The organism is Mycoplana sp. ABR4_002 (genome assembly GCF_056159645.1).
Genome location: NZ_JBSWVO010000001.1, coordinates 2365388 through 2388602, shown reverse-complemented (window position 1 = coordinate 2388602; position 23215 = coordinate 2365388). Strand labels below are relative to the sequence as shown.

Sequence of the window (23215 nt, the reverse complement as noted above, 5' to 3'; positions counted from 1 at the left end):
GTTACTCCCCGGCCTCGGCCCAGGCCTTCGGCGCGGGCGGTTCCAGCGGCAGGTCGGCGGCGGTTCCCTCGCCGGCCGGCGCGGGCAGGCGGATCGTCATCCAGATGTTGTAGAAGGCCACGACGGTGCCGATCAGGAACAGCAGGCCACCGATGGCACGGGCGATGTAGTAGGGATACATGGCGACCAGCGTGTCGACGAAGGAGTAGGCGAGCGTGCCGTTGCCGTCATAGGTGCGCCACATCAGGCCCTGCGTGATGCCGGCATTCCACAAGGAGAAGACGTAGACGATGGTGCCGGCGAGGGCGAGCCAGAAATGGACCTCGACCAGCCTTGCCGAATAGAGCGCCTGGCGCTTCCACATCCAGGGGACGAGCGCGTAGAGCGAGCCGAAGGTGATCATCGCCACCCAGCCAAGGGCGCCGGCATGCACGTGGCCGACCGTCCAGTCGGTGTAGTGCGACAGCGAGTTGACGGACCGGATCGCCATGAACGAGCCCTCGAAGGTGGCAATGCCGTAGAAGATCGCCGCCAGCATCATGAAGCGCAGAACCGCGTCGTCCCGGACCTTGTGCCAGGCGCCGTTCAGCGTCAGCAGCGCGTTGCCCGCCGAGGCCCAGGACGGCACGAGCAGCACCAGCGAGAACACCATGCCGAGGGTCTGCACCCAGTGGGGCAGGGCGGTGTAATGCAGGTGGTGCGAGCCGGCCCACATGTACAGGAAGGTGATGCCCCAGAAGCTGATGATCGACATGCGGTAGGAGTAGATCGGCCGCCCGGCCCGCTTGGGCAGGTAATAGTAGAGCATGCCGAGAAAGCCGGCCGTCAGGAAGAAGGCGACGGCATTGTGCCCGTACCACCATTGCGTCATTGCATCCTGGACGCCGGAGAACAGCGAGTAGCTCTTGGCCTGGCTGAAGGAGACCGGCACGGCCAGGTTGTTGATGATGTGCAGCATGGCGACGACGAGGATGAAGGCCATGTAGTACCAGTTGGCGACGTAGATGTGCGGCTCGCGGCGTCGCGCCAGCGTTTGCAGGTAGATCGCGAAGTAGACGAGCCAGACGACCACCAGCCAGAGGTCTGCATACCACTCCGGCTCGGCATACTCCTTCGACTGAGTGACGCCCATCAGGTAACCGGTCGCGGCGATAACGCAGAAGAGGTTGTAGCCGATCAGCACGAACCAGGGGCTCAACTGCCCCGGCAGCCGCGCCCGCGTCGTGCGCTGCAGCACGTGGAACGAGGTCGCGATCAGCGCATTGCCGCCGAAGCCGAAGATGACGCCGCTGGTGTGGAGCGGCCGGAGCCTGCCGAAACTCGCCCAGGCGGCGTCGATGGTCAGGTTCGGCCAGGCCATGAGCGCGGCCGCCCAGACGCCGACGAACATGCCGACGACGCCCCAGACCAGCGCCAGCACGATGCCGACCTTCGTCGGGTCGTCGTAGTATTCGCTGAAACGTTCTTTCCCGGGCTCCGGGGAGTCGACGCCGCGTAGAAACAGAACCATCACCACGAGGCCGAAGATCGCGACGACCCAGCCGTGGACGCCGAGGTCGTCGCCCCTGCCGGCCACGGCCATGACGATCCCGACGCAGATGACCGACACCAGCATCATCGCGGCAAATACGCGCTCCAATGCCGTCAGTTGTCCAACCATGCCCACATCCCCCTCAAAGGCCGAACCGTGTCGTATGGACCACCGGGAATTGTGCTGTTTTTCGCCGACCGCTCAACTTCCCCCGCCATGGGTAGCAAGCTGCTCCGCAGTCGGCGCTAGCACACTGATGGTTGCACGATTTCCGCTGTTCGGCAATTGGTTTCACGCTCATTCTGATCTTTGACTAAATCTATGGTTGCAATAAAGGAAGTCCAAGCGCGGCCGGCCCGGACGGTTGCGTGCGCCTTCTGCCGGTAGTCTGACGGACTAGCCCGACACCGTCATGACGAATGCCGGATTGCCGCTGATCGTGTTGCTGACGGTGCAGATCTCGCCCTCGGCGGCGTGGGCGATCGCCTCTCGCGTGGAAGCGTCGATATCGCCGCGGATAGTGAAGGCAATGGCGAACTCCTTCACGCGGGAAAGGCCCTCTTTCGCCTTCTCGCCGGTTACGACGACCGTGATTTCGGTGATGTTTTCGATGACCCCCATCTGGCTGGCGGCGATGCGCGCACTCATCGTCAGGCAGGCGGCAAGAGAGGCATAGAGCAGGTCCAGCGGATTGAAGCCCGGTTGCGAGGGCCCCGTGACGATGTCGAGACGACCGCCGGTCGCCGAGGTGATGGTCGGGAAGCCGGTTCGGCCGAGGGTCGCGGTGGCGCCGGTCGGCCTGGTCCTGATCTTCGCATCGCCCATCGTCTGCCCGCCCCTCATGCCTGAACGCCACCAGAAATAGCGGCGTGCCCCGTCATCGGCAAGGCACGCTAAGGTTTATCTGGACGGCCGGCGCGTTCTCTCGGTGGCGGCGCTTCCCGCGCCGGTGTTCCTGCGGCTTGAGGCGCAGACAGCACTATCCCGTGGTACGCAGACTGTCGTATGATTGTCCGTTGCAACAGAGGGCAGGGTCATGACGCAGGGGTTCGTCCGCAGCTTGCGCGCGTTGATTGTCGGCTTGTGGGCCGTTGTCGCCAGTGCCGGAGCGGTGTTCGCCGATGAGGCAACATTGCCGGCCATCACCGAAAGGCACGTCATCGATCTCGACGCCATGAAGGAGCGGCGGATCATCCGGGTGCTCGTGCCGTTCAGCAAGACCATCTATTTCGTCGATCAGGGTCGGGAACTCGGCACTGCGGTCGAATTCGGCCGGGCGCTGGAAGAGAAGATCAACAAGGGGACGAAGAAGGAGATCGAACGCGTCCGGGTCGTCTTCCTGCCGACCCCGCGCGATCACCTGCTCGGCGCGCTCGCCGAGGGCTATGGCGACATCGTGATGGCCAACATGACGATCACCGACGAACGGCTCGGGCAGGTCGATTTCACCGACCCCCTCTTCAGCGCGGCAAAGGAAATCCTGGTCACGGGTCCGGCCGCCCCTTCCATTGCCACGATCGACGACCTCGGCGGGCAGCGGATCGACGTCCGCCAGACCAGCAGCTACCGCGAGCACCTTCAGGCGCTGAACGCGCAGCGGCAGGCGGAAGGCAAGGCCGAGATCATCATCGGCGCCGCCGACGAAAACCTCGAGGACGAGGACCTGATGGAGATGGTCAACGCGGGGCTGCTGCCCTGGGCGGTCGTCGACGAGCACAAGGCGACGATCTGGTCGAAAGTGTTCACCGACCTGACTGTTCGCGACGACATCGTGCTTGCCGACCAGGGGCGGATCGCCTGGGCGATCCGTAAGGACAGCCCGCAACTCAGGACCGAGCTCAACGCCTTCATCGCCGACCACAAGGTCGGGACGACGTTCGGCAACATCATGCGGAACCGCTACTACAGGAGCGACAAGATTGTTCGACGGGCCTATGCGCCGGAGGACGTCGAGCGGTTCCAGCGCCTGGTCGAGATCTTCCGCCGGCACGCCGATACCTATTCTTTCGACTACCTGATGCTTGCCGCGCAGGGTTACCAGGAGTCGCAACTGGACCAGAAGCGCCGGAGCCCCCGGGGCGCGGTCGGGATCATGCAGATGCTGCCATCGACGGCACAGGACAAGGCGGTCGGCATCACCGGCATCGAAAAGGATGCGGACCGCAATGTCGAGGCGGGGGCGAAATACCTGCGCCACCTGATCGAGACCTATATCGACGACGATGGGCCATCGGCGAAGGATCGGCAACTGTTCGCCTTCGCGGCCTACAATGCCGGTCCGGGCAACCTCAGGAAGTTCCGCAGGAAGGCTGAGGAACTGGGGCTTGATGCGAACGTCTGGTTCGGCAACGTCGAAAACGGCGCCTCCTCGATCGTCGGCCGGGAAACGGTGCAGTACGTCGCCAACATCTACAAATACTACATCGCCTACACCATGCTGTCGGAGCGGGCCGAGGACCGCGCGGAAGCGAAGGAAGGCCTGGGCGCGGACGTGCAGCCGGCAGCCGCAGGCGGCGATTGAGGCCTCGCGACTCCCGTCCTAGCCGGACACCGGCCGAAACCGCCTGAGCGACAGGAAGCCCGCCGTGACGAAGGCGAGCAGCACGATGCCCTGGGTGACGGCAAAGGGCGGCTCGGTGCCGCTGGGCGCCAGGGCGTTGAGAGCCTCGACCTTCAGGAAGGCCTGCACGACGAGGACGAAGACATTGAAGTAGAGCGCCGCGATGGAACAGATCAGAAAGGTCGCGCGCCAGCGGCCTTCGATGCGGAATAGATAGAGTGCGGCGATCGCCACCAGGAGAAAGGCGGTGGTGATGATCCCGACCCCGATCGCGGGCGTCATGGCCGTGATTGGAAACAGAAAGCCGGTTATGGTGGTCCCCAGCGTCGTGGCCAGGAAGGTCGCCGTCCAGCCCGGTCGGAGTTCGGCGGCAAGCCAGCCGCGCAGCGCCGCGAGCCCGGCGACGATGCCGATGAGACTGAGGACAACGTGAAACAGGGTGAAGGGTGCCATGCCTAGAATCATGATCATGTTTCCCATGTTGTGATGCGCCGGCGCGCGCATTAGATGCTCAAGATTGACATTTGTAAATTCGAGCGTGACGCGGGCCGGCTACAGTTGGGATTGTAGCTGCGGCGGGCCACGGCGGCGGCGGCTGAGACGGGAGGGATGCTCGGTGCAAAAGGAAGAGACGGTGCGTGCGGACGGCGACATGGCGGAGCCGGCCGAGGTGATCGAATTCTGGTGCGAACTGCTGGCGCCGGAGCATTGGTTCAGCCCTCCGCCGACGCTCGACGCCCACATTCGGACGCGCTACGCGGCGACCCACCTGGCGCTGTCGCGAAAGGTTCCCGATGCCTGGCGGGCGACGCCAGAGGCACGGCTGGCGGCGATCATCGTGCTCGATCAATTCCCCCGCAACATGTATCGCGGTTCGCCGCTCGCGTTTGCCACCGACTGGCTCGCCCTGCGCGAGGCGAAGCTTGCGCTCGAGGCCGGCGCTGACGCGAAGGTTGCCTTCCAGCGCCGGCACTTCTTCTACCTGCCGTTCGAGCATTCCGAGGACATTGGCGACCAGGATCGGTCCGTCGCCCTCTTCAGGGCGTTGGGGGAAATGACCTATCTCGACTACGCGCAGCGCCACCACGCCGTCATCCGCGACTTTGGCCGGTTCCCGCATCGCAACCATCTGCTCGGCCGGACGTCGACGCCGGCGGAGCTGGACTACCTCGCCTTGCCCGGATCCGGCTTCTGATCCGGGGCTGCCTTCACTTCGCCGCCGTCTGACAATAGCGTGCCGCGCGATTCACTGTGCGCAACCGCTAGCGTGCGGGGAGATGCGCTTGTCTTCCGGTCTCGCGGCGACGCATGATCTCCGCCGACCGGGCCACGCGCCAAGATTTGACAGGGTTGTACGTGCCGACGCTCAGACACGCCATTCTCATGCTTCTCGTAGCCTTGACGTTGCTCCTCCCGGTGGCGGTGGTGGCGCAGGAACCAGCTCCGGCGAGCCAGCCCGCGGCCACCGCAAATGCGCTTGCCGAGGCGAACGACAAGCTCGACAAGGCCCGCCGGCAACTGGCGGAGCTGCGCAACCAGTTCGAGGCCGCCAGTGAGGATGATCCGAAGCTGGCCGAGCTCAAGCTCAAGGCGGAGCAGCTCGGTCGTTCGGTGCTCGACGCGTCGGTCTCCACGCGCCATCGCTTCAACGAGATCAAGGCGCGACTCGACGCGCTCGGACCACCGCCGGCCGAGGGGCAGCCGGCCGAATCGGAACTGATCCGGGAAGAACGCGCCCGTCTTGCCGACGAGCGGGCTGCGATCAATTCCGTAACCGGCGACGCGGAAGGCCTCTCGATCGAGGCGACGCAGCTTGCCAACCAGGTCACCGAGATGCGGCGCAAGCTCTTTACCGAGACGCTGCTGAACCGGATGGACATCAATCCTTCGGTGTTCCAGGACGTGCTGGCCGCCGTCGGGGAGGAGGGCGCGGACTTCAAGCGCACGGTCGGCGGCTGGCTTCGCTTCGTGTGGTCGTTCAAGCGGGAATCGCTGCTGGCGGCCGTCTCGCTGTCGCTGCTGATCGGGCTGCTCCTCTATTCGGTCGGGCATCGCCTCGCGGGACCGTTCATCCAGCGCAACAAGGCCATCGAAGAGCCCCATTACATCACGCGGCTGATGGTCGCGTTCTGGGCGACCACCATCCCGACGCTCGCGGTCGCCGCCTTCGCCTGCGCCTGCTATTCCCTGCTCCACAGCTTCAATGTCCTGCGCCCGGACATTTCCCCCATGGTGTCGACGCTGCTGGCGGTGTCGGTCGGCCTCTATTTTGTCTCGGCGCTCGGTCGGGCGGTGCTGGCGCCGAAGCGGCCCAAGTGGCGCCTGATCAACGTGTCGAACGAGGGGGCGAGGCGGCTCGAATGGTCGATCTTCGCAATGGCGCTCGCCAACGGGCTCGACTACTTCGTCGGTGCCGCCAGCGTCGCCCTCGGGTCGCCGGTCGCCCTGACCGTCGCCAAGAGCCTGATTGCCTCGATCGTGATCGGTCTCATCCTGATCTCGATATCCTTCATCCGGCCGATGCTGAGGCGCGGCGAGGATCCGGCCGGCGAAGGGCGGCCATGGCCCAGGACGGTGTCGACGGCCCTCATGGTCACCGGCTTCGGTCTGATCGCGCTGGTCCTCGTCGGCTATGTCGGCCTCGCCCGGTTCATTGCGACGCAGATCGTGGTGACCGGTGCGATTCTGGTGACGATGTATATCGGCATCCTCTCGGGCCGGGCTGTCGGCGTGCAGGGCGCCTTCGCCAGGACCTATCTCGGCCAGCAAATGGCCGAGCGCCGCCAGATGAACGAGGTTGCGCTCGATCAGGCCGGGCTTGCCGCCAGCCTCGGCATCTATCTCATCGTGATGCTGCTCGGCGTGCCGGGCATCCTGCTGACCTGGGGGTTCCAGTTCGGCGACATCGAAAGCATGGCCTACCAGCTCTTCACCGAGATCAGGGTCGGCAGCATCTCCATCTCGATCGTCGGGATCGCCGCAGGGCTGGCCCTTTTCGCATTCGGGCTGACGGTGACGCGCTGGTTCCAGCGCTGGCTCGACGGCACCGTCATGGTGCGCAGCCACCTTGATCCGGGCGTACGCAACTCGGTCCGGACGGCGGTCGGCTATGCCGGCGTCGGGCTCGCCGGCCTGATCGGCATTTCGGCGGCCGGAATCGACCTCTCCAGCCTCGCGCTGGTGGCCGGTGCCCTCTCGCTCGGTATCGGTTTCGGCCTGCAAAACATCGTGTCGAACTTCGTCTCCGGCCTGATCCTGCTTGCCGAGCGGCCCTTCAAGGTCGGCGACTGGGTCGTCGCCGGCACGACCGAGGGTTACGTCAAGCGCATCTCCGTCCGTGCGACGGAAATCGAGACCTTCCAACGCCAGACGATCATCGTGCCGAACTCCGTCCTGATCAACGGCACGGTCGGCAACTGGACGCACCGCAACAAGCTCGGGCGCATCGAGGTGCCGGTCAGCGTGCATTCCGGCAACGATCCGCGCGCCATCATCGCGCTGCTGCAGGAAGTGGCCGCGACGCAACCGGTGCTGCGCAACCCCGAACCGACGGTGAGCTTCGTCAACTTCACCGCCACGACGCTCGATTTCGAACTGCGGGTCTTCGTCGCCGACGTCCTCGATTCCGTCTCCGTGAGGACGGAACTGCGAACGGCGATCCTGGAGCGGCTGCGGAAGGAGGGAATTCCGCTGACCGGGCCGGCGGCCGCGACCGTTCCCATCACGATCGATCCGGAAGGAGCCCGGATGATCAGCACCATTCTGGCGGGGGTGCGCGACGACCCGTCGTCGCCCGCTGCCGGCAAGCCTCACCTTTGGCCGGTCAAGGAGGAGATCGAGGAGACCGGTTGAGGCTGAATGCCGCATTCATGCCCCATTCACAGGCGGTGTCATAAAAGACATGCAAATCCATCGAAGTGAGGCTAGGGTCTCACGGGGTTTGCAACAGGGGCGGCGCCAGGCGCCGGGCATATATGACGCGAATGCTTGCAGTGCTGCTTTTCTCGGCCGCCACGGTCGCGCCGGGCTATGCGGCATCGATCACCAACAAGGAAGGGGCGGCCATCGTCCTCACCATCGTCGAGGACGGCAACCGCTCCGAGCTTGCGCTCGGGCCCGGCGAAACCGAGTCCGTCTGTGACTCCGGCTGCTTCGTCACGCTGCCCAACGGCGACCGCGTGGGCCTCAGCGGTAACGAGACGATCGAGATCACCGGCGGATCGGCCGTCATCAAGTAGCGCCGTCCGTTGCGCCCATCCGATCCTGGAAACGAGAAGGCGGCCGCACGGCCGCCTTCGCCGTTTGTCAGGGCGAAGGCTTAACGCTTTCGCAAACAGTCCGCGCTTACCTCTAGCTGAGGGTGGATGACCGCTTCGGAGAGGACCATGCGCAGGTCCGGTGCTGTCAAGTTCCGCGACACCTGCCGTCGACGTGCCAGCATGCAGAACGCTCACGTCAGAAGGCACGAAATGTCATTCATCGGTATCTCCGGCATGCAATACTCCGGCGCCTCGCTGTCCCATCATCGGATATTGCTGGCCGAAGACTCCAACGTCTTCACCTCGATGATCGGCGCACGGTTGAAGGAGTTGTTCGGCCTGTCGGTCGAGGTCTGCCGCAATTTCCAGGAGCTGGAGGAAGCCTATGATCGCTCGAGCGATCCGATTACGCTCGCGGTCTCCAACATCAATCTGCCGGGTGCCGAAAACGGCGAGGCGCTGAACTACCTGGTCGACCTCAGTATCCCGACGATCGTCTTTACCGGCTCCTTCCAGAAGCAGACGCGTGACCAGCTGCTGTCGAAGGAGATCGTCGACTACATCATCAAGGACAACGTCTTTGCGGTCGACATGCTGGCGGAATCGATCTGCCGCTTCCTGACCAACCACCAGCACCACGTCCTGATCGTCGACGACAGCGCCACGGCACGCGCGCTGCTGACCACGCGCCTGAAGCGCTACAATTTCCGCGTCAGCACCGCCGACAGCGGGGCGGCCGCGCTCTCGGTTCTCAAGGCCAATCCGGACATCGGCCTGGTGGTGACCGACTACAACATGCCCGACATCGACGGTTTCGAGTTGACCCGGCGCATCCGCGCCTCGGTCGGCTCCCATCAGTTGCGCATCATCGGCGTGTCCTCGTCCACCGACCGCCTGCTGTCGGCACGGTTCCTGAAGGCGGGCGGCAATGACTTCATTCTGCGCCCCTTCATCGACGAGGAGTTCTATTGCCGGGTCAACCAGAACCTCGACACGCTGACGCAAATCAGGATGGCGACCTCGAGGCAGGCCGCCTGACCGTTCTCCGCCTTGGCCTTACGTAGCGTAAGATAGTTGCCCGCGGTTAACCGCTTGGTAAGTCCCTGTCGTTGTAATGCTGGTACCGTAATGCAACCACATGCAGGAGAGGGCGCGGCCGTGGATCTTGACCCGCAGCGGGAGGCTGCGTTCCTGCGCCACTGCGGCCGGTCCGTCCTGCTGGTGGAAGGCTCGCGTATGTTCTCGACCGCGATCCGGTTCCGGCTCGAGTCGGAACTCGGGGTGCAGGTCACCCACTGTGCCGACATGGCGAGCCTGCGCAGCGTTCTCGACGGCGAGGCGGCGAACTACGCGCTGGCTGTCGTCGATATCACCCTGCCCGGGGCGGCGGACTGCGAGGCGCTCGACCACCTGCTTCGATGCGACATTCCGCCGATCGTCTTTACCGGCTCGTTCGGCGAGGAGATGCGCAGGCGGGTTCTGGCGCGGGACGTGCTGGCGCTTATCGTCAAGGACAGTGCCGCCGGGATCCAGCAGATCGTCTCGACCGTCGACCGCACGCTGGCCGGCAACCGCGCCGGTATCCTCGTTCTCGAGGCCGCGCCGGCCGAAAACTCGCTGGTGTCTCTGCTCCGCCGCCGCCGGTTTACGGCACTGGCGGCATGCGATGGCGCGGGCGTGCTGGAACTGCTCGACACGCAGCGCGACATCGACGTGGTCGTCATCGATCTCGATCACGCCGATGGCGACGGCCTGCTGCTGTTGTCCGAGATACGCCGCCGCCACTCCGATATCGGCGTGCGCGTCGTTGGCCTTTGCGGGCGGGACGACGACACTGCCCTGCGGTTCCTGCGAACCGGCGGCGACGAATGCATCCGCATGCCGTGCTGCCCGGAGGAACTGGCTTGCCGACTGCTTCGGCTGGCGTCGACACAGAAACGCTTCCAGGCGCTGAACCTGCTCGCCTCGCGTGACTACCTGACCGAAGTCTACAACAGGCGCTACTTCTTCGTGGCCGGAAAGCGCCTGGTTGATCAGGCCGTGCGCCGCGGAGCGCAGGCGGCGATCGCGCTGGTCGACATCGACCATTTCAAGCGGCTGAACGACACCTACGGGCACGAGGTCGGCGACTGCGTGCTCAAGGCGGTCTCGCGCCAGTTGCGGGCGCGGCTGGGCGACCGGCATCTTCTGGCGCGGCTGGGTGGCGAGGAGTTCGGCATTCTGTTCTCGGGGCTGGATCTGGCGGCATCGGTGGCGACCTGCGACGCCCTGCGCGCCGAACTGGCCGCGGCGCCGATCGAGGCCGACGGCGAACCCGTGACCATCACCGTATCCATGGGGATTGCAGCGATCGAGGGGCAGGAGGCGTTCGACAACCACGTCAACGCCGCCGACCAGTATCTCTACATGGCCAAGCACGCGGGCCGGAACCAGGTCTTTTCCGAAATGTCGCTGCCGAGGGCACTGGCGGGCTGAGGCGACGGGCCGGCGCCAAGGCGCTGGCGGTCTCTTGCCTGGCCCGCTCTGCCGCGTGCTGCTTCTCAGCGGGCGGCGGCTGCGGCCGCCAGCGTCAGCTTGCGATCGGCGCGCTCCTGCTGCGGCGAGCGGTTGTAGAGTTCGCGGTAGCACTTCGAGAAATGCGAAGCCGACACAAAGCCGCAGGCGACCGCCACCTCAACCACAGGCATCGACGACTGCACCAGCAGGTGGCGCGCGCGGTCGAGCCTGATCTCGAGATAGTAGCGGGCGGGAGAACGCCCCATCTCCTGGCGAAACAGGCGCTCGATCTGCCGGCGGGACAGGTCCGCGCTCTCGGCGATTTCCAGCAGCGACAGCGGCTCCGACAGGTTGTTCTCCATCAGCTCGATGATCGAGAGCACCTTGGCGTTCTGCACGCCCAGGCGCGCGCGCAGCGGCAGCCGCTGGCGGTCGTGCGGGCCACGGACCCGGTCGGTGAGCGCCTGTTCGCAGACGCGGTTGACCAGGTTCTCGCCGAAGTCCTGGTCAATCAGGTTCAGCATCATGTCGAGCGAGGCCGTGCCGCCGGCGCAGGTGTAGATGTTGCTGTCGATCTCGTAGAGATCGGCATAGACCTCGGCCTGGGGATAGGCCTCGGCGAAGCCCGGCAGGTTTTCCCAGTGGATGGCGCAGCGCTTGCCGGACAGCAGCCCGGCCTGCGCCAGCACATGCGCGCCGGTACAGAGCGATCCGACGGCCACGCCCCTGTTGTAGGTCTCGCGCAGCCAGGCGTTGACCGACTTGTTGCAGAAGTCCTCGACATAGACCCCCGAACAGACCAGTACCATCGACGGCCGGTTCTCGCCGCCGAGAAACTTGCGTTCGTCCGCCAGCGAGGAATTGACCTCGATGCCGATGCCGCTCGAGGACTGCACCTGCTGGCCGTCGGCCGAAGCCAGCCGCCACGTGTAGGCGTCGTAGCCGAGCATGCGATTGGCGATGCGCAGGGTCTCGATCGCGGCCGATAGCGGCAGCAGGGTGAAATTCGGCACGAGGAAGAACACAAGCGAACGCTTCTTCGCAGCTGTCTTGTTCATGGGGGGTTCCGCTCTGGTGTTTATTGCCCCAAGCGTCTCTTGAAGGTGGGGTCTGTGGCTTTCCTATTTGCGACATTTGCATGGAATGGTGCGACTGTAAAGCTGCCCGCAGGTTCTGTTCCTCAAGACTTTTGCCCGTTTGGCGTGCCGCGGCTGCGGCAGCAATACATTTGCGACATGGCCGCGGATTGCTTTACGCTTGTGCAACAGGAATTGTTCGTCCATTTTCCGGCGCGGACCGCTGCCGGGAACGGACGGCTCGGCGAGGCGCGAACGGAGATGACGAAGGGATGAGGATGCTCGCAGACGGATATTCGAAAGTGCCCCCGGGCAAGCTGGTTGCGGCGGTCACCTGCCTCGAGATGCTGGCGCCGGTAGCGGCGGTGCGCGACGTCGGGGTCGACGGACTGGTGCTCGAACGCGTCGAGCGGCCAGCTCTCGATTGGTATCGCGCGCTCTATCGCCTGATCGGGACCGACTGGTTGTGGAGTTCGCGGCTGGCGCTGGCGGACGAGTCGCTTGCGGCCATCATCCACGATCCGGGCGTCGAGGTTCGTGCGGTCATGGCGGACGGCCGTGCGCAGGGGCTGCTGGAGCTGGACTTTCGCGAGCCGGGACAGTGCGAGCTCGCGTTCTTCGGCCTGTCGAAAGCGATCATCGGCCGGGGCGCTGGCCGGTGGCTGATGAACCGGGCGATCGAGCATGCCTGGTCGCGTCCGATTTCGCGCTTCTGGGTGCACACCTGCAGCCTCGACAGCCCGCAGGCGCTGGCCTTCTACGTGCGCTCAGGCTTCGTTCCGTTCGAACGCATGGTGGAGGTGTTCGACGACCCGCGGCTTGCCGGGCTGCTGCCGGCCGATGCCGCACCACAGGTGCCGCTGCTTCGCGGGTGAGGGGATTGTCGCGCGAGCCGGCGTCGCGGTCACCGACACCAAAACGCCAGGCCGTCAATAGTCGGGCCTGGCGTCAACAATCAGCTGTCATGGCAGGTTCGGGACAACAGCAGGCCGTCATCGAGCCTTCCTGACGCTCAGCGTCGGTGCGGCCCCATCATCCACGGACGGAAAGCCGATGTCCTTGCGCAGGTCGAAGGGCAGGTTTTCCATTTCGAACTCGTCGCGATGATGCCGCCAGGCGCTTGCGACCCTGCCGGCAAGGTCACGGAACGTCGAAGCATAGCCGCCGGATCGAGCGGTCCGCCCGGCCGATCCGAAGTGGAAGTGCGAGAGACTGGTCATTTCAAGGTTCCTTTCGAGCTTGGGAGGTTTCGAAAGGTCGCGACCCTTGGCGATGATAATGTCGCGGCCACATCCATCAATCAATCGAATATAATTGATCTCTGGCATCAGTGTTTGTCATGTATCGCGCGACCCGGCCAGCCGACGTCGCGCTGCAGTTCCGGCGACAGGTTTTCAAGTTCGCGCTCCCCCCGGCGCCGGCGATGCCGGGCGGAGAGGGTGTCGACATATTGCCTGATTGTGAGCGCAAATCCCTTTCCGACAGCGCGAAGGGCAAACGATGCGGCGCTGATATGCGAATTTCCTGCGGTCATGGCGTTTATCCTTTCCGATCAGGTTTCCATGGATTGACTATCGCGCCGGATGGGTATTCAATCAAACGAAATGAAGTGACGTATTGGATCAAATATTCTGAATGAGGACGGAGCCATGAACCTGATACTGCGCCAGACGCTTCCTCTTCTCGAACTAGACATTTTGCGGACATTCGTCGCGATCGCCGAGACCGGCAACTTCACCACGGCGGCCGAAACGGTGCACCGGACCCCGTCGGCGGTCTCCATGCAGATCAAGAAGCTGGAGGAACTGCTCGGCTGCACGATGTTCCGGCGCGACGCGCGCTCGGTCGTGCTCACCCACCATGGCGAGGTGCTGCTTTCCTATGCGCGGCGGCTGCTTGCGCTCAGCAACGAGGCGGTGTCGCGGTTCATGATGCCGGAAATGAACGGCATCGTCCGCCTTGGCGCCCCCGACGATGTGGGCGAACTGATCCTGCCGGAGGTCCTTCGGCTGTTCGCCGACACCTTTCCCTCGATCGCCGTCAACGTCTCGATCGATACGAGCAGCAACCTGCGTCGGGCAGTGGCCGAGCGCCGGCTGGATCTGGCGATCTTCAATGCCACCGACAACGCGACGCCCGCGCCCGGCGAGGTGCTGATGAAGGAGCAGCTCGTGTGGGCCGGCAAGAAGTGCGGCACGGCGCACCTGAAGAATCCGCTCCCGGTTTCGGTCTGGGAGGAGGGCTGCATCTGGCGCGCGCGGGCGCTCGAGGAGTTGAGCAAGTCGGGACGCGAGTTCCGCGTCGCCTATTTCTGCGCCCACCACATGGGCCAGCGCGCCGCGATCCGCGCCGACCTGGCGGTGGCGCCGCTGGCGCGGTTCCTGGTCCAGGACGACATGGTCGCGCTCGGGGTCAAGGACGGGCTGCCGGAACTGGGCCACTACAACATCGGCATGGTCGTCAGCGACGACGCGGAAGCAACGGCGCTTGCGGTCGCAGACCACATCCGCGCCGCCTTCGCCCGCTTCGAGCGCAGCCCGAAGGAGGTCCTGCCGCTCGCCTGCTGATGGCATCCGATCCTTGGCCGGCGGCGTTTCAGCTTTCCGCCGGCCTTAGCGCACCGAGCCGGCGCATGATTGCTTTCTCGATCTCGAGAACGATCATCACGAGAATACCGACCGCGATGATGACGGTGCCGTCGACGGCCCCGACCGGGGTGCTGCGGAACAGCGCGTTCATGAATGGCGCGTAGGTGAACCCCAGCTGCGCGACAACGACGACGAGGAGAGCGATCAGCACCGCCGGCGTGCCGAGCAGGCCGCGGAGGCTGAACGAGGTCGTGTGCAGGTAGCGCACGTTGAACAGGTAGAAGACCTCCATCACCACCATCGTGTTGACGACCATGGTGCGGGCGGCGTCCTCGCCCAGACCCTTGCTGATTGCGTATTCGTAGATGCCGAAGACACCGACCGTGAAGAGGAGCGAGACGAAGACGATCCTCCAGGCGATAAAGCGGGTCACGAGCGGGGCATAGCGTCCGCGCGGTGGACGCCGCATGACGTTGGGCTCCGGCGGCTCGAAGGCCAGCACGAGCCCGAGGGTGGAGGCGGTGATCATGTTGATCCAGAGGATCTGCGCCGGCGTCATCGGCAGGGCCAGGCCGAGGGCAATGGCGAGAACGACGCTCAGCACCTCGCCGCCGTTCGTCGGCATCGTCCAGGCGATGACCTTGCGGATGTTGTCGAACACCGTCCGGCCCTCGTGCACGGCGGCGACGATGGTGGCGAAGTTGTCGTCGACCAGCACCATCTGGGCGGCCTCCTTGGCCGCCTCGGTGCCCTTGCGGCCCATGGCGATGCCGACGTCGGCCTGCTTCAGCGACGGCGCGTCGTTGACCCCGTCGCCCGTCATGGCGGCCACGTTGCCGCCGGCCTGGAGGGCGCGGACGATCCGCAGCTTGTGCTCCGGACTGGTGCGCGCGAACACGCTCGTTTCGGCGATGATGGTGCCGAGATCTGCCTCCGCCACCGCGTCGAGTTCCGCCCCGGTCATCGTCCTCGGCGCGTCGGCGATGGCCAGCTGGCGCGCGATGGCGGTGGCGGTGTCGGCGTGGTCGCCGGTGATCATCTTCACCGCGATCCCGGCCGAGCGGCAATCGGCGACGGCGGCGACGGCCTCGCCGCGCGGCGGATCGATGAAGCCGACGATGCCGAGAAAGACGAGGCCGTCCTCGACATCTCCAAAGGTCAGGCGCTCGATTGCCGCCGGCGTCCCCGCCGATGCGAATCCCAGAATGCGCTCGCCATTGCCGGCGGCCGCGGCGATGCGGTCGCGCCAGTAGTCCGCGTCGACCGTCGCCGCCGCGCTGCCGGCCTGGGTGACGCACATCGCCAGCACCCGCTCGGGAGCGCCCTTGACGAAGATGCGGCCGCCGCCGTCCGGATCGCGGTGAAGCGTCGCCATGTACCGGTGCTGCGCGTCGAAGGGGATCTCGTCGACCCGGCTCCAGCGGGACCGCTCGGCTTCCGGGTGGAGCCCGGCCTTCAGCGCCAGCGTCACCAGCGCGCCTTCCATCGGATCGCCAAGCACCGTCCAGGTGCCGTCCGTCTGGACCAGCTGCGCGTCGTTGCAGAGAAGCGCGGCCCGGACGAGTTCGGCGGCTGCCGGGTCCGCGCCGATCGTATCGCCGTCGATCCGACCCTCGGGAGCATAGCCGGAGCCGGTCACCGCACGCTCGGCGGCAGCGGTGGCGAGGCGGCACGCCGTCATTTCGTTCCTGGTGAGCGTGCCCGTCTTGTCCGAGCAGATCACGGAGACGGCGCCGAGCGTCTCGACGGCCGGCAGCCGCCGGACGACGGCGTTGCGCCGGGCCATGCGCTGGACGCCGATGGCAAGGGTGATGGTGATGACCGCCGGCAGGCCCTCCGGGACGGCGCCGACCGCCAGCGCGACCGCGATCATCAGCGCGTCGACCCAGGTATATCCGTGCACGAGCATGGCGAACGCCATGAGGGCGGCCGCCATGGCGATCGCGACGGAGGTGAAGATCCTCCCGAACCTGTTGATTTGCGCAAGAAGCGGGGTCTGGAGCGTCTGGACGGCGCCGATCATCGCGGAGATGCGACCGATCTGCGTCCTGCCGCCGGTCGCGACGGCGATGGCCGTCGCCTGGCCGGTCGCGACGATCGTGCCGGAAAAGAGCATCGAGTGACGGTCGCCGAGGGCGGCCTCCGCGGGCACCGGCTCCTCGCGCTTTTCCGCCGGGACGGACTCGCCCGTCAGCGCGGCCTCGTTGACGAGCAGGTTGCGCGCACGCGCCAGCCGGACGTCTGCGGGCACCCGGTCGCCCGCCTCCAGCAGCAGGATGTCGCCAGGGACGATGCCGCGGGCATCGACGTCGTGCCATCGTTCACCGCGCAGGACGCGGGCGTGCGGGGAGATCATGTCGCGGATCGCGTCGAGCGCCTGCTCGGCCCGGCCCTCCTGCACGAAGCCGACGACGGCGTTGACGAGCACGACGGCGACGATGACGCCGGCGTCGACGAAATGCGCGAGCACTGCCGCGACGAGGGCGGCGGCGAGCAGGAAGTAGATCAGCGTATTGTTGAACTGGCCGAGAAAGCGCAGCAATGGATGGGGCGGAGGTGGTGCGGGCAGTTCGTTCGGCCCGCAGGCTTCGAGCCGCCGTTGCACCTCGTCCGGCGCAAGGCCCTGGCTGCTCGTACCAAGCATGGCCATCACTTCGGCGACAGGAAGCGCATGCCAGGCCTTTGCCGCTTCCGCCCGCGTGTGGTGCATCACATCACCGTCCGAAATCCTCGTTCGAATGTCCACTTCCGATCTCCGCGCTGCACGGCTCGGCCCGGCGGGCCGCCGGGCGTCATCGAAGATCACGAGCTATCAGGAGGATAGTGGCGCGGGCATGATCCAGGTCAAGCATCGCCGGGCAAAGTGCTGCGCATGGGCCGCCGGCGTATCCCGGCGGCGGGGCCGGTGCGCTATTCGCGGCTGCGCCGGCGGCGGCGGCCACCGCCGTCGCCGCCCTCGTCCGACAGAACCTTGCGCGCCGGCAGGGTGACGACGGCTTCGAGGTGCGGGAACGAATCCACCTTGTTCGGCATGGCCATGGCGTTGACGAAGAGCTGCTGGAAGTTGCTCTCCAGCGCGGTTTCGATCTTCTCGATGCGGCCGACGATCTGTTCGATCTCGCGGCGATGCCCGCGGTTGAGCAGGGCCATCAGCGCCCCGGTGCCGGCGGCGTTGCCGACCGCCTTGACCTCGTCGAGGTCGCAGTCGGGGATCAGACCGAGCACCATGGCGTATTTCGGATCGATGAACGATCCGAAGGCGCCGGCGAAGCGGATCGTGTCGACCCGCTCGACGCCCTGCTTTTCCATCAGCAGCTTGATGCCGGCATAGAGGGCGGCCTTGGCCAACTGGATGGCGCGGATGTCGTTCTGCGTCACCGTGATGCGCGGCTCGCCGTCGTGGAGGAGGTAGGAGAAGGTGCGGCCGTTCGGGATGATGCGCGGGCTGCGCGCCGCCATCGCGCCGTCGACCACCCCATCGGCGGAGATGACGCCGGCGAGGTACATCTCGGCCACCACCTCGATGATCGCCGAGCCGCAGATGCCGGTGACGCCGACGGCGGCCACCGCCGCGGCGAAGCCCTCCTCGTCCGACCACTGCTCCACGCCGATGACGCGGAAGCGCGGCTCCAGCGTTTCCGGATCGATGCGCACGCGCTCGATCGCGCCGGGAGCGGCGCGCTGACCGGAGGAGATCTCCGCGCCCTCGAACGCCGGACCGGTCGGCGAGGAGGCGGCGACGACGCGGGCCCGGTTGCCGAGCACGATCTCGGCATTGGTGCCGACATCGACGAGCAGCATCATCTTGTCCTGGCGGTGCGGGCCTTCCGCCAGCGTCGCGCCGGCGGCGTCGGCGCCGACATGGCCGGCGATGCAGGGGAGCGTGTAGATGCGCGCGCCGCGGTTGACGTCGATGTCGATGTCATGGGCCCAGTATTGCAGCGCTCCGGAGACGGCCAGCGCAAACGGCGCCTGACCGAGTTCGGTCGGATCGATGCCGAGGAACAGGTGGTGCATGATCGGGTTGGCGACGAACACCAGGTCGAGCACGTCGTGGCGGTCGACGCCGCCCTCGTCGCAGACCTTGCCGATCAGGCTGTTGACGGCCTCGCGCACCGCCTTCGTCATGGCTTCCCGGCCGTCCGGGTTCATCATGACGTAGGAGACCCGGCTCATCAGGTCCTCGCCGAAACGGATCTGCGGGTTCGAGGTGCCGGAGGAGGCGACGATACGGCCGGACAGCAGCGACACGAGGTGCATCGCGATCGTCGTCGAGCCGATGTCGCAGGCGATGCCGTAGGCCTCGTTCTTCAGGCCCGGCCACAGCCCGATGATGAACGGGCGCGAAGAATCCATGTCGCGGTGGATCGCTGCCGTCACGCCCCAGTTGCCCTTGCGCAGGATCGGCTGGATGTCGGGAATGAGGTGAGGAGCGATCAGCAGGTCCTTCCAGCCCCAGTCCTTCTCCAGCATCACCTTGAGCCGGTCGAGGTCGCCGAGCGGCTTGTGCATGTCCGGCTCGTCCACCTCGACATAGCAGAGCTGGACGGCGGCGTTGCGCTCGATCACCCGGTCCGTGGCCGCCTTGCGCACGACCTGGGCGTTGACGACCGTGTCCTGCGGCACGTCGACGACGAGGTCACCGAGGATCTGGGCGGAACAGGAGAGGCGCCGGCCGTCGGTCAGGCCGCGCACCTTCTCGTAGCGCTGCTCCTTCGGTCCCTTTTCGGAGATGTGGTCGAGGGAGGAGACGATCTTGTGCTTGGCGAAATTGCCTTCCTGCACCGAGATCTGGCAGCGTCCGCAGGTCGCTCGACCGCCGCAGACGCTCTCGACGTAGACGCCGAGCTTGCGCGCCGCGTCCAGCACCGGCGTTCCCACCGGGAAATGGCCGCGTTTGCCGGACGGCATGAACAGCACCAGGGGGTCCTTCTGCGCAGCTTCGGTCATGTTGGTCTCGTTTTCGGATGTGCCTTCGATGCGCATGCTGTTCGGTCTTTCCTGCCGGCCTCGACGCGGGGGCGCGAAACATGGGTAAACGGGACCAGACTGCACCGGAACGGCACCTGATAGTTGTCAAATCCCGACATGAAAAGATCTGCCAGCATCATTTTGCGGGGATGGCCGGCTTTGCGCGGATCCGGCGACTCAGGACTTCTTGCCGGACAGGCGGCGGGCGTTGTGGCGGACCCGCCGGCCATAGGGCTGGAGGGCGGCCGAGGCGATCGCCGTGCCGCTCCTGGTGGCGGAGGCCTGGCCTCCGGTCATGACGCGCAGCGTCGTGTCGAAGGCCGTGCGCCAGAGCGCGATGTTGACGGCGACGGCGCTCTCGGCGGTGGCCGCCACTTTCTCCGTGATCATGCGCTGAAGCTCGGCCGCATCCTGCGACTTGCCGGCGAGCGCGGCCATCTGCATCTGGTGCAGCCGAAGCGCGATCACGAAGGGCGCATCGAGCCAGAGCGTGGCGGCGTTCATCCGGAGTCGGCGCGGCGTCATGGCGGTTACTCCCGTCCTTGGCGATCAGCTTGGCGCAAGCTGAGCACAACTGCCGCTGCCATCGCAAGGACAATCGAACCGATGCAGACGAAAGTGCATGACGCCGCCGGCGCGCTTACTCCTTGGTGGCGGCAGCCCCGGCACGGGCGGCACGACCGCCGCGACGGCCAGCCGCTGCGGCCGGGGCGGCGGATGCGGCCGCAGCGCCGCCCTCGGCGGGCTTGTGGTCGCGGTAGGTCATGATCCAGTTGGTGCAGTTGGGGTCGGTGCCGCTCAGCACGTTGGCGGCGCGGACCGCTTCCATCTCCTGCGGGCGGCACGGGTTCATGATCGCCGAGGTCATGCCGGCGCCGATGACCATCGGGATGAAGCCGGCGTTGATGCCGTGGCGGTGCGGCAGGCCGAAGGAGATGTTGGAAAGGCCGCAGGTCGTGTTGACCTTCAGCTCCTCGCGCAGGCGGCGAAGCAGGGCGAATACCTGGCGACCAGCGTCGCCGAGTGCACCGATCGGCATGACGAGCGGGTCGACGACGACGTCCTCGGGCTTGATGCCGTGATCCATGGCGCGTTCGACGATCTTCTTGGCGACGGCGAAGCGGACGTCCGGATCCATCGAGATGCCGGTCTCGTCGTTGGAGATGGCGACCACCGGCACGTCGTACTTCTTGACGAGCGGCAGGATCGCTTCGAGCTTCTCCTCCTCGCCGGTGACGGAGTTGACCAGCGGACGACCCTTGGCGACCTTGAGGCCGGCCTCGATCGCCGCGGTGACGGAGCTGTCGATCGCGAGCGGGATATCGACGAGGCCCTGGACGATTTCGAGCGTCTGCACCAGCAGGCCCGGCTCGGTCTCGTTCGGGTTGACCGAGGTGACGCCGGCGTTGACGTCCAGCATGGTGGCGCCGGCGGCGACCTGCTCCAGCGCGTCCTTGATGACGGTCTCGAAGTTGCCCTCGATCATTTCGGCGGCCAGCTTCTTGCGGCCGGTCGGGTTGATGCGCTCGCCGATCACGCAAAAGGGCTGGTCGAAGCCGATGACGATTTCGCGGGTGGCCGAGGCGACGATGGTACGGGTCATGGGAAGTCCTCTGGTCTTGCGCGAATGCCTATCGCGCGGGTGTGCGGTTCATGCCAGCGATCCACGATCGCGGCGGCGGGGCGTCAATGCGGGTGGTGGGCAGCAATCTCCGCCATTTCCTGCTGGTTCTGCTCGTTGCCGGCGCGAACCTCCTCGATACGCTCGGCGACCAGCTGGTCGATCGGGTTGGGTTCGCGCTTCCAGGGCTTCCTGTCCTTCAGCACGCCGGATTCGTGGACGATCTCAGCGACATACTCCTCCTGGCGGTAGGCCATGACGTGGATGCCGGAGACGCCCTCGATCTCCTTGACCTCGTTGATGATGTCGATGCAGAGTTGCTTGCCTTCCTTCTTCTGGTCCTGGGCGCCCTCAAGGCGGGCGACGACCGAATCAGGAATGTGGATGCCGGGGACGTTGGAGCGGATCCAGCGCGCCGTCTTGGCCGAAGCCATCGGGCCGACGCCGACCAGGATGTAGCACTTCTCGTGCAGGCCGAGGTCACGCACCTTCTTCATGTATTCCCGGAACATCGGCACGTCGAAGCAATACTGGCTCTGCACGAACTGGGTGCCGGCCTCGATTTTCTTGGCGAGGCGATGGGGGCGGAAGTCGTAGGGCGGCGCAAACGGGTTGATCGCCGCGCCGAGGAAGACCTTCGGCGGCGTCGTCAGCTTGCGCCCGGACAGGAACTTGGCATTGTCGCGCATGTTGCGCACGGTCTCGAGCAGCGACATGCAGTCGAGGTCGAAGACGGGCTTGGCGCCCGGCTGGTCGCCGGCCTGCACGCCGTCGCCCGTCAGGCACATGATGTTGCACACGCCCATGGCGGCGGCGCCCAGGACGTCGCCCTGGATGGCGATGCGGTTCTTGTCGCGGCAGGCGATCTGCATGATCGGGGCATAGCCCATGCGCGTCAGCAGCGCGCAGATGCCGACCGAGGACATGTGGCAATTGGCGCCGGAGGCGTCGACGGCGTTGATGCCGTCCACCCAACCGTCGAAGATCGCAGCGCGCTCGTAGACGTCCTCCGGGTTGGCGCTGTCGGGCGGGTTGAGTTCGGCGGTGACGGCGAACTCGCCGCGCCGCAGCACGCGCTCGAGACGGCCGAGCGAGGAGTGGCCGGGCAGCGGGTCGAGCGGCAGGTGGACGCCGAGCGGGTTTTCATCGATATGGGCCATGGCTTAGGCGTCCTTTCCGGATGCGGCTTCGCGCTCCGCGGCAGCCTCGGCCGTCACGCGCAGCCAGGACGAGGTCTCGCGCAGCGACTGGTTGACCGGTTTCTGGACGTTCATGATGGCATTTCCCTTGACCATGTTCTGCGAGCCCTTCCAGGCCTGGACCCAGACGCAGGGCATGTCCGGCTCGACCTCGCAATTGCCGTTGGCGCGGACGCCGCCGCAGGGGCCGTTGCGCAGTTGCTTGGGACAGTTCATCGGGCAGGACATGCCGGTGGAGGAGAGCGCGCACTGGCCGCACATGCGACAGTCGAACAGGAAGCCCTTGACGTGCCGCTCGACGAAGGTGATGGGGCGCTCGACCCGCTGGTAGCCGAACAGCTTCCACACCGGGTGCAGCAGCAGGAACATGTCGGCGAAGCGCATGTAGAACCACTCGAGGAAGCGTGAGTGGCGGACGGCCCACAGGCGCACGGTGTATTTGTGGCGCGAGCGGCGGCTCGGCGACACGCCGGCCGGGGTGAAGGCGCCGGTCTTGGCCTTCGCCGCAGCGCCGGCATTGCCCGGCTTCTGGCGTACTTCAGCCATGGTCACGGCCTCCGGCCTTGACGAGGGCGACGAGGCGCTCGCGGTCGTAGGCGGCCTCGAGTTCGGCCGCTGCCGCCTCGGCTTCCGCCTCGAGGTCGTCGGAGACCGCCACCGGATCGGCCTTGCGCCACTCCGCGAGGTAGTCGTCGGTCTCGGCGGCGCCGGTGCGCATGGCGCACATGTCGATCGCCTCGGTGAAACGCAAGGATAGCTCGCGCTTGGCCGTCTTGCGACCCTGCTTGATGATGACCTGCGCGGGGATGTCCCGCCAGTAGACGATGATGCGATCTGCCATTCGGATGTTCTCCTCGGCCCCGACAATGCTTCCAGAGCGGGCCTGCGGGCTGCACTCGCCACGACCGGGCCTC

21 protein-coding genes are annotated in these 23215 nt (G+C 65.9%); 8 read left to right on the top strand and 13 right to left on the bottom strand.

What is annotated here, in order from left to right; translation table 11 throughout:
• Position 1: 1 nt before the first annotated feature.
• Positions 2-1660: a cytochrome-c oxidase, cbb3-type subunit I gene (gene ccoN / locus ACXAGF_RS11515; RefSeq protein WP_475017134.1), complete on the bottom strand. Its 1659-nt coding sequence runs from the start codon at positions 1658-1660 to the stop codon at positions 2-4.
• A 267-nt stretch (positions 1661-1927) separates the two neighbouring features.
• Positions 1928-2356 carry an OsmC family protein gene (locus ACXAGF_RS11510; RefSeq protein ID WP_475019268.1) on the bottom strand — a complete coding sequence of 143 codons (429 nt, stop codon included), beginning with the start codon at positions 2354-2356 and terminating at the stop codon, positions 1928-1930.
• Positions 2357-2567: 211 nt separating this feature from the next.
• Here ACXAGF_RS11510 and ACXAGF_RS11505 point away from each other — a divergent pair, with 211 nt between their 5' ends.
• Complete coding sequence (locus ACXAGF_RS11505; RefSeq protein ID WP_475017132.1) at positions 2568-4052, top strand: MltF family protein; 1485 nt, start codon at positions 2568-2570, stop codon at positions 4050-4052.
• Positions 4053-4070: 18 nt separating this feature from the next.
• On the opposite strand, the gene ACXAGF_RS11500 is transcribed toward ACXAGF_RS11505, so the two are convergent.
• A complete protein-coding gene (locus ACXAGF_RS11500) occupies positions 4071-4562 on the bottom strand; it encodes a hypothetical protein (RefSeq protein ID WP_475017130.1) in 492 nt (163 codons plus the stop codon).
• A 181-nt stretch (positions 4563-4743) separates the two neighbouring features.
• Here ACXAGF_RS11500 and ACXAGF_RS11495 point away from each other — a divergent pair, with 181 nt between their 5' ends.
• The 5 genes from ACXAGF_RS11495 (at position 4744) to ACXAGF_RS11475 (ending at position 10825) form a co-directional block, all read left to right on the top strand.
• Positions 4744-5286 carry a DUF924 family protein gene (locus ACXAGF_RS11495; protein WP_475019267.1) on the top strand — a complete coding sequence of 181 codons (543 nt, stop codon included), beginning with the start codon at positions 4744-4746 and terminating at the stop codon, positions 5284-5286.
• A 161-nt stretch (positions 5287-5447) separates the two neighbouring features.
• A complete protein-coding gene (locus tag ACXAGF_RS11490) occupies positions 5448-7943 on the top strand; it encodes a mechanosensitive ion channel family protein (protein WP_475017128.1) in 2496 nt (831 codons plus the stop codon).
• Between the two features lie 122 nt (positions 7944-8065).
• The gene (locus tag ACXAGF_RS11485) at positions 8066-8329 is read left to right on the top strand and encodes a hypothetical protein (RefSeq protein ID WP_475017126.1); all 264 of its coding nucleotides are present in this window, start codon (positions 8066-8068) and stop codon (positions 8327-8329) included.
• Positions 8330-8560: 231 nt separating this feature from the next.
• Entirely contained in the window at positions 8561-9388 is an 828-nt protein-coding gene (locus ACXAGF_RS11480) for a response regulator (RefSeq protein ID WP_475017125.1), read from the top strand.
• A 120-nt stretch (positions 9389-9508) separates the two neighbouring features.
• The gene (locus ACXAGF_RS11475; RefSeq protein WP_475017123.1) at positions 9509-10825 is read left to right on the top strand and encodes a GGDEF domain-containing response regulator; all 1317 of its coding nucleotides are present in this window, start codon (positions 9509-9511) and stop codon (positions 10823-10825) included.
• Between the two features lie 65 nt (positions 10826-10890).
• Here the strand turns inward: ACXAGF_RS11475 and ACXAGF_RS11470 are convergent, their stop codons facing one another.
• On the bottom strand, positions 10891-11904 hold the full coding sequence (locus ACXAGF_RS11470) for a GlxA family transcriptional regulator (protein ID WP_475017121.1): 1014 nt from the start codon (positions 11902-11904) through the stop codon (positions 10891-10893).
• Positions 11905-12194: 290 nt separating this feature from the next.
• Here ACXAGF_RS11470 and ACXAGF_RS11465 point away from each other — a divergent pair, with 290 nt between their 5' ends.
• Positions 12195-12797 (top strand): GNAT family N-acetyltransferase, encoded by a 603-nt coding sequence (locus ACXAGF_RS11465; protein ID WP_475017118.1) that lies wholly within the window; start codon positions 12195-12197, stop codon positions 12795-12797.
• A 117-nt stretch (positions 12798-12914) separates the two neighbouring features.
• On the opposite strand, the gene ACXAGF_RS11460 is transcribed toward ACXAGF_RS11465, so the two are convergent.
• Positions 12915-13142: a hypothetical protein gene (locus ACXAGF_RS11460; protein WP_475017116.1), complete on the bottom strand. Its 228-nt coding sequence runs from the start codon at positions 13140-13142 to the stop codon at positions 12915-12917.
• A gap of 107 nt (positions 13143-13249) precedes the next feature.
• Positions 13250-13456, bottom strand: a complete 207-nt coding sequence (locus tag ACXAGF_RS11455; protein WP_475017114.1) for a hypothetical protein — start codon at positions 13454-13456, stop codon at positions 13250-13252.
• A gap of 115 nt (positions 13457-13571) precedes the next feature.
• Here ACXAGF_RS11455 and ACXAGF_RS11450 point away from each other — a divergent pair, with 115 nt between their 5' ends.
• Positions 13572-14489, top strand: a complete 918-nt coding sequence (locus tag ACXAGF_RS11450; protein ID WP_475017112.1) for a LysR family transcriptional regulator — start codon at positions 13572-13574, stop codon at positions 14487-14489.
• 28 nt (positions 14490-14517) lie between these two features.
• Here the strand turns inward: ACXAGF_RS11450 and ACXAGF_RS11445 are convergent, their stop codons facing one another.
• From ACXAGF_RS11445 to ACXAGF_RS11415, 7 genes are all read right to left on the bottom strand, one after another.
• Positions 14518-17220: an HAD-IC family P-type ATPase gene (locus ACXAGF_RS11445; protein ID WP_475019266.1), complete on the bottom strand. Its 2703-nt coding sequence runs from the start codon at positions 17218-17220 to the stop codon at positions 14518-14520.
• 200 nt (positions 17221-17420) lie between these two features.
• On the bottom strand, positions 17421-19460 hold the full coding sequence (locus tag ACXAGF_RS11440) for an ASKHA domain-containing protein (protein ID WP_475017110.1): 2040 nt from the start codon (positions 19458-19460) through the stop codon (positions 17421-17423).
• Positions 19461-19658: 198 nt separating this feature from the next.
• Positions 19659-20006 (bottom strand): hypothetical protein, encoded by a 348-nt coding sequence (locus ACXAGF_RS11435; RefSeq protein WP_475017108.1) that lies wholly within the window; start codon positions 20004-20006, stop codon positions 19659-19661.
• Between the two features lie 115 nt (positions 20007-20121).
• Positions 20122-21084 (bottom strand): methyltetrahydrofolate cobalamin methyltransferase, encoded by a 963-nt coding sequence (locus ACXAGF_RS11430; RefSeq protein WP_475017106.1) that lies wholly within the window; start codon positions 21082-21084, stop codon positions 20122-20124.
• An 83-nt stretch (positions 21085-21167) separates the two neighbouring features.
• Positions 21168-22262: a methylenetetrahydrofolate reductase gene (locus ACXAGF_RS11425; RefSeq protein WP_475017104.1), complete on the bottom strand. Its 1095-nt coding sequence runs from the start codon at positions 22260-22262 to the stop codon at positions 21168-21170.
• 3 nt (positions 22263-22265) lie between these two features.
• On the bottom strand, positions 22266-22847 hold the full coding sequence (locus ACXAGF_RS11420) for a methylenetetrahydrofolate reductase C-terminal domain-containing protein (RefSeq protein ID WP_475017102.1): 582 nt from the start codon (positions 22845-22847) through the stop codon (positions 22266-22268).
• Positions 22840-23142, bottom strand: coding sequence for a virulence factor (locus ACXAGF_RS11415; RefSeq protein WP_475017100.1), 303 nt, complete (start codon positions 23140-23142; stop codon positions 22840-22842). Before ACXAGF_RS11415 ends, ACXAGF_RS11420 begins: the two co-directional genes overlap by 8 nt.
• Between the last annotated feature and the right edge of the window lie 73 nt (positions 23143-23215).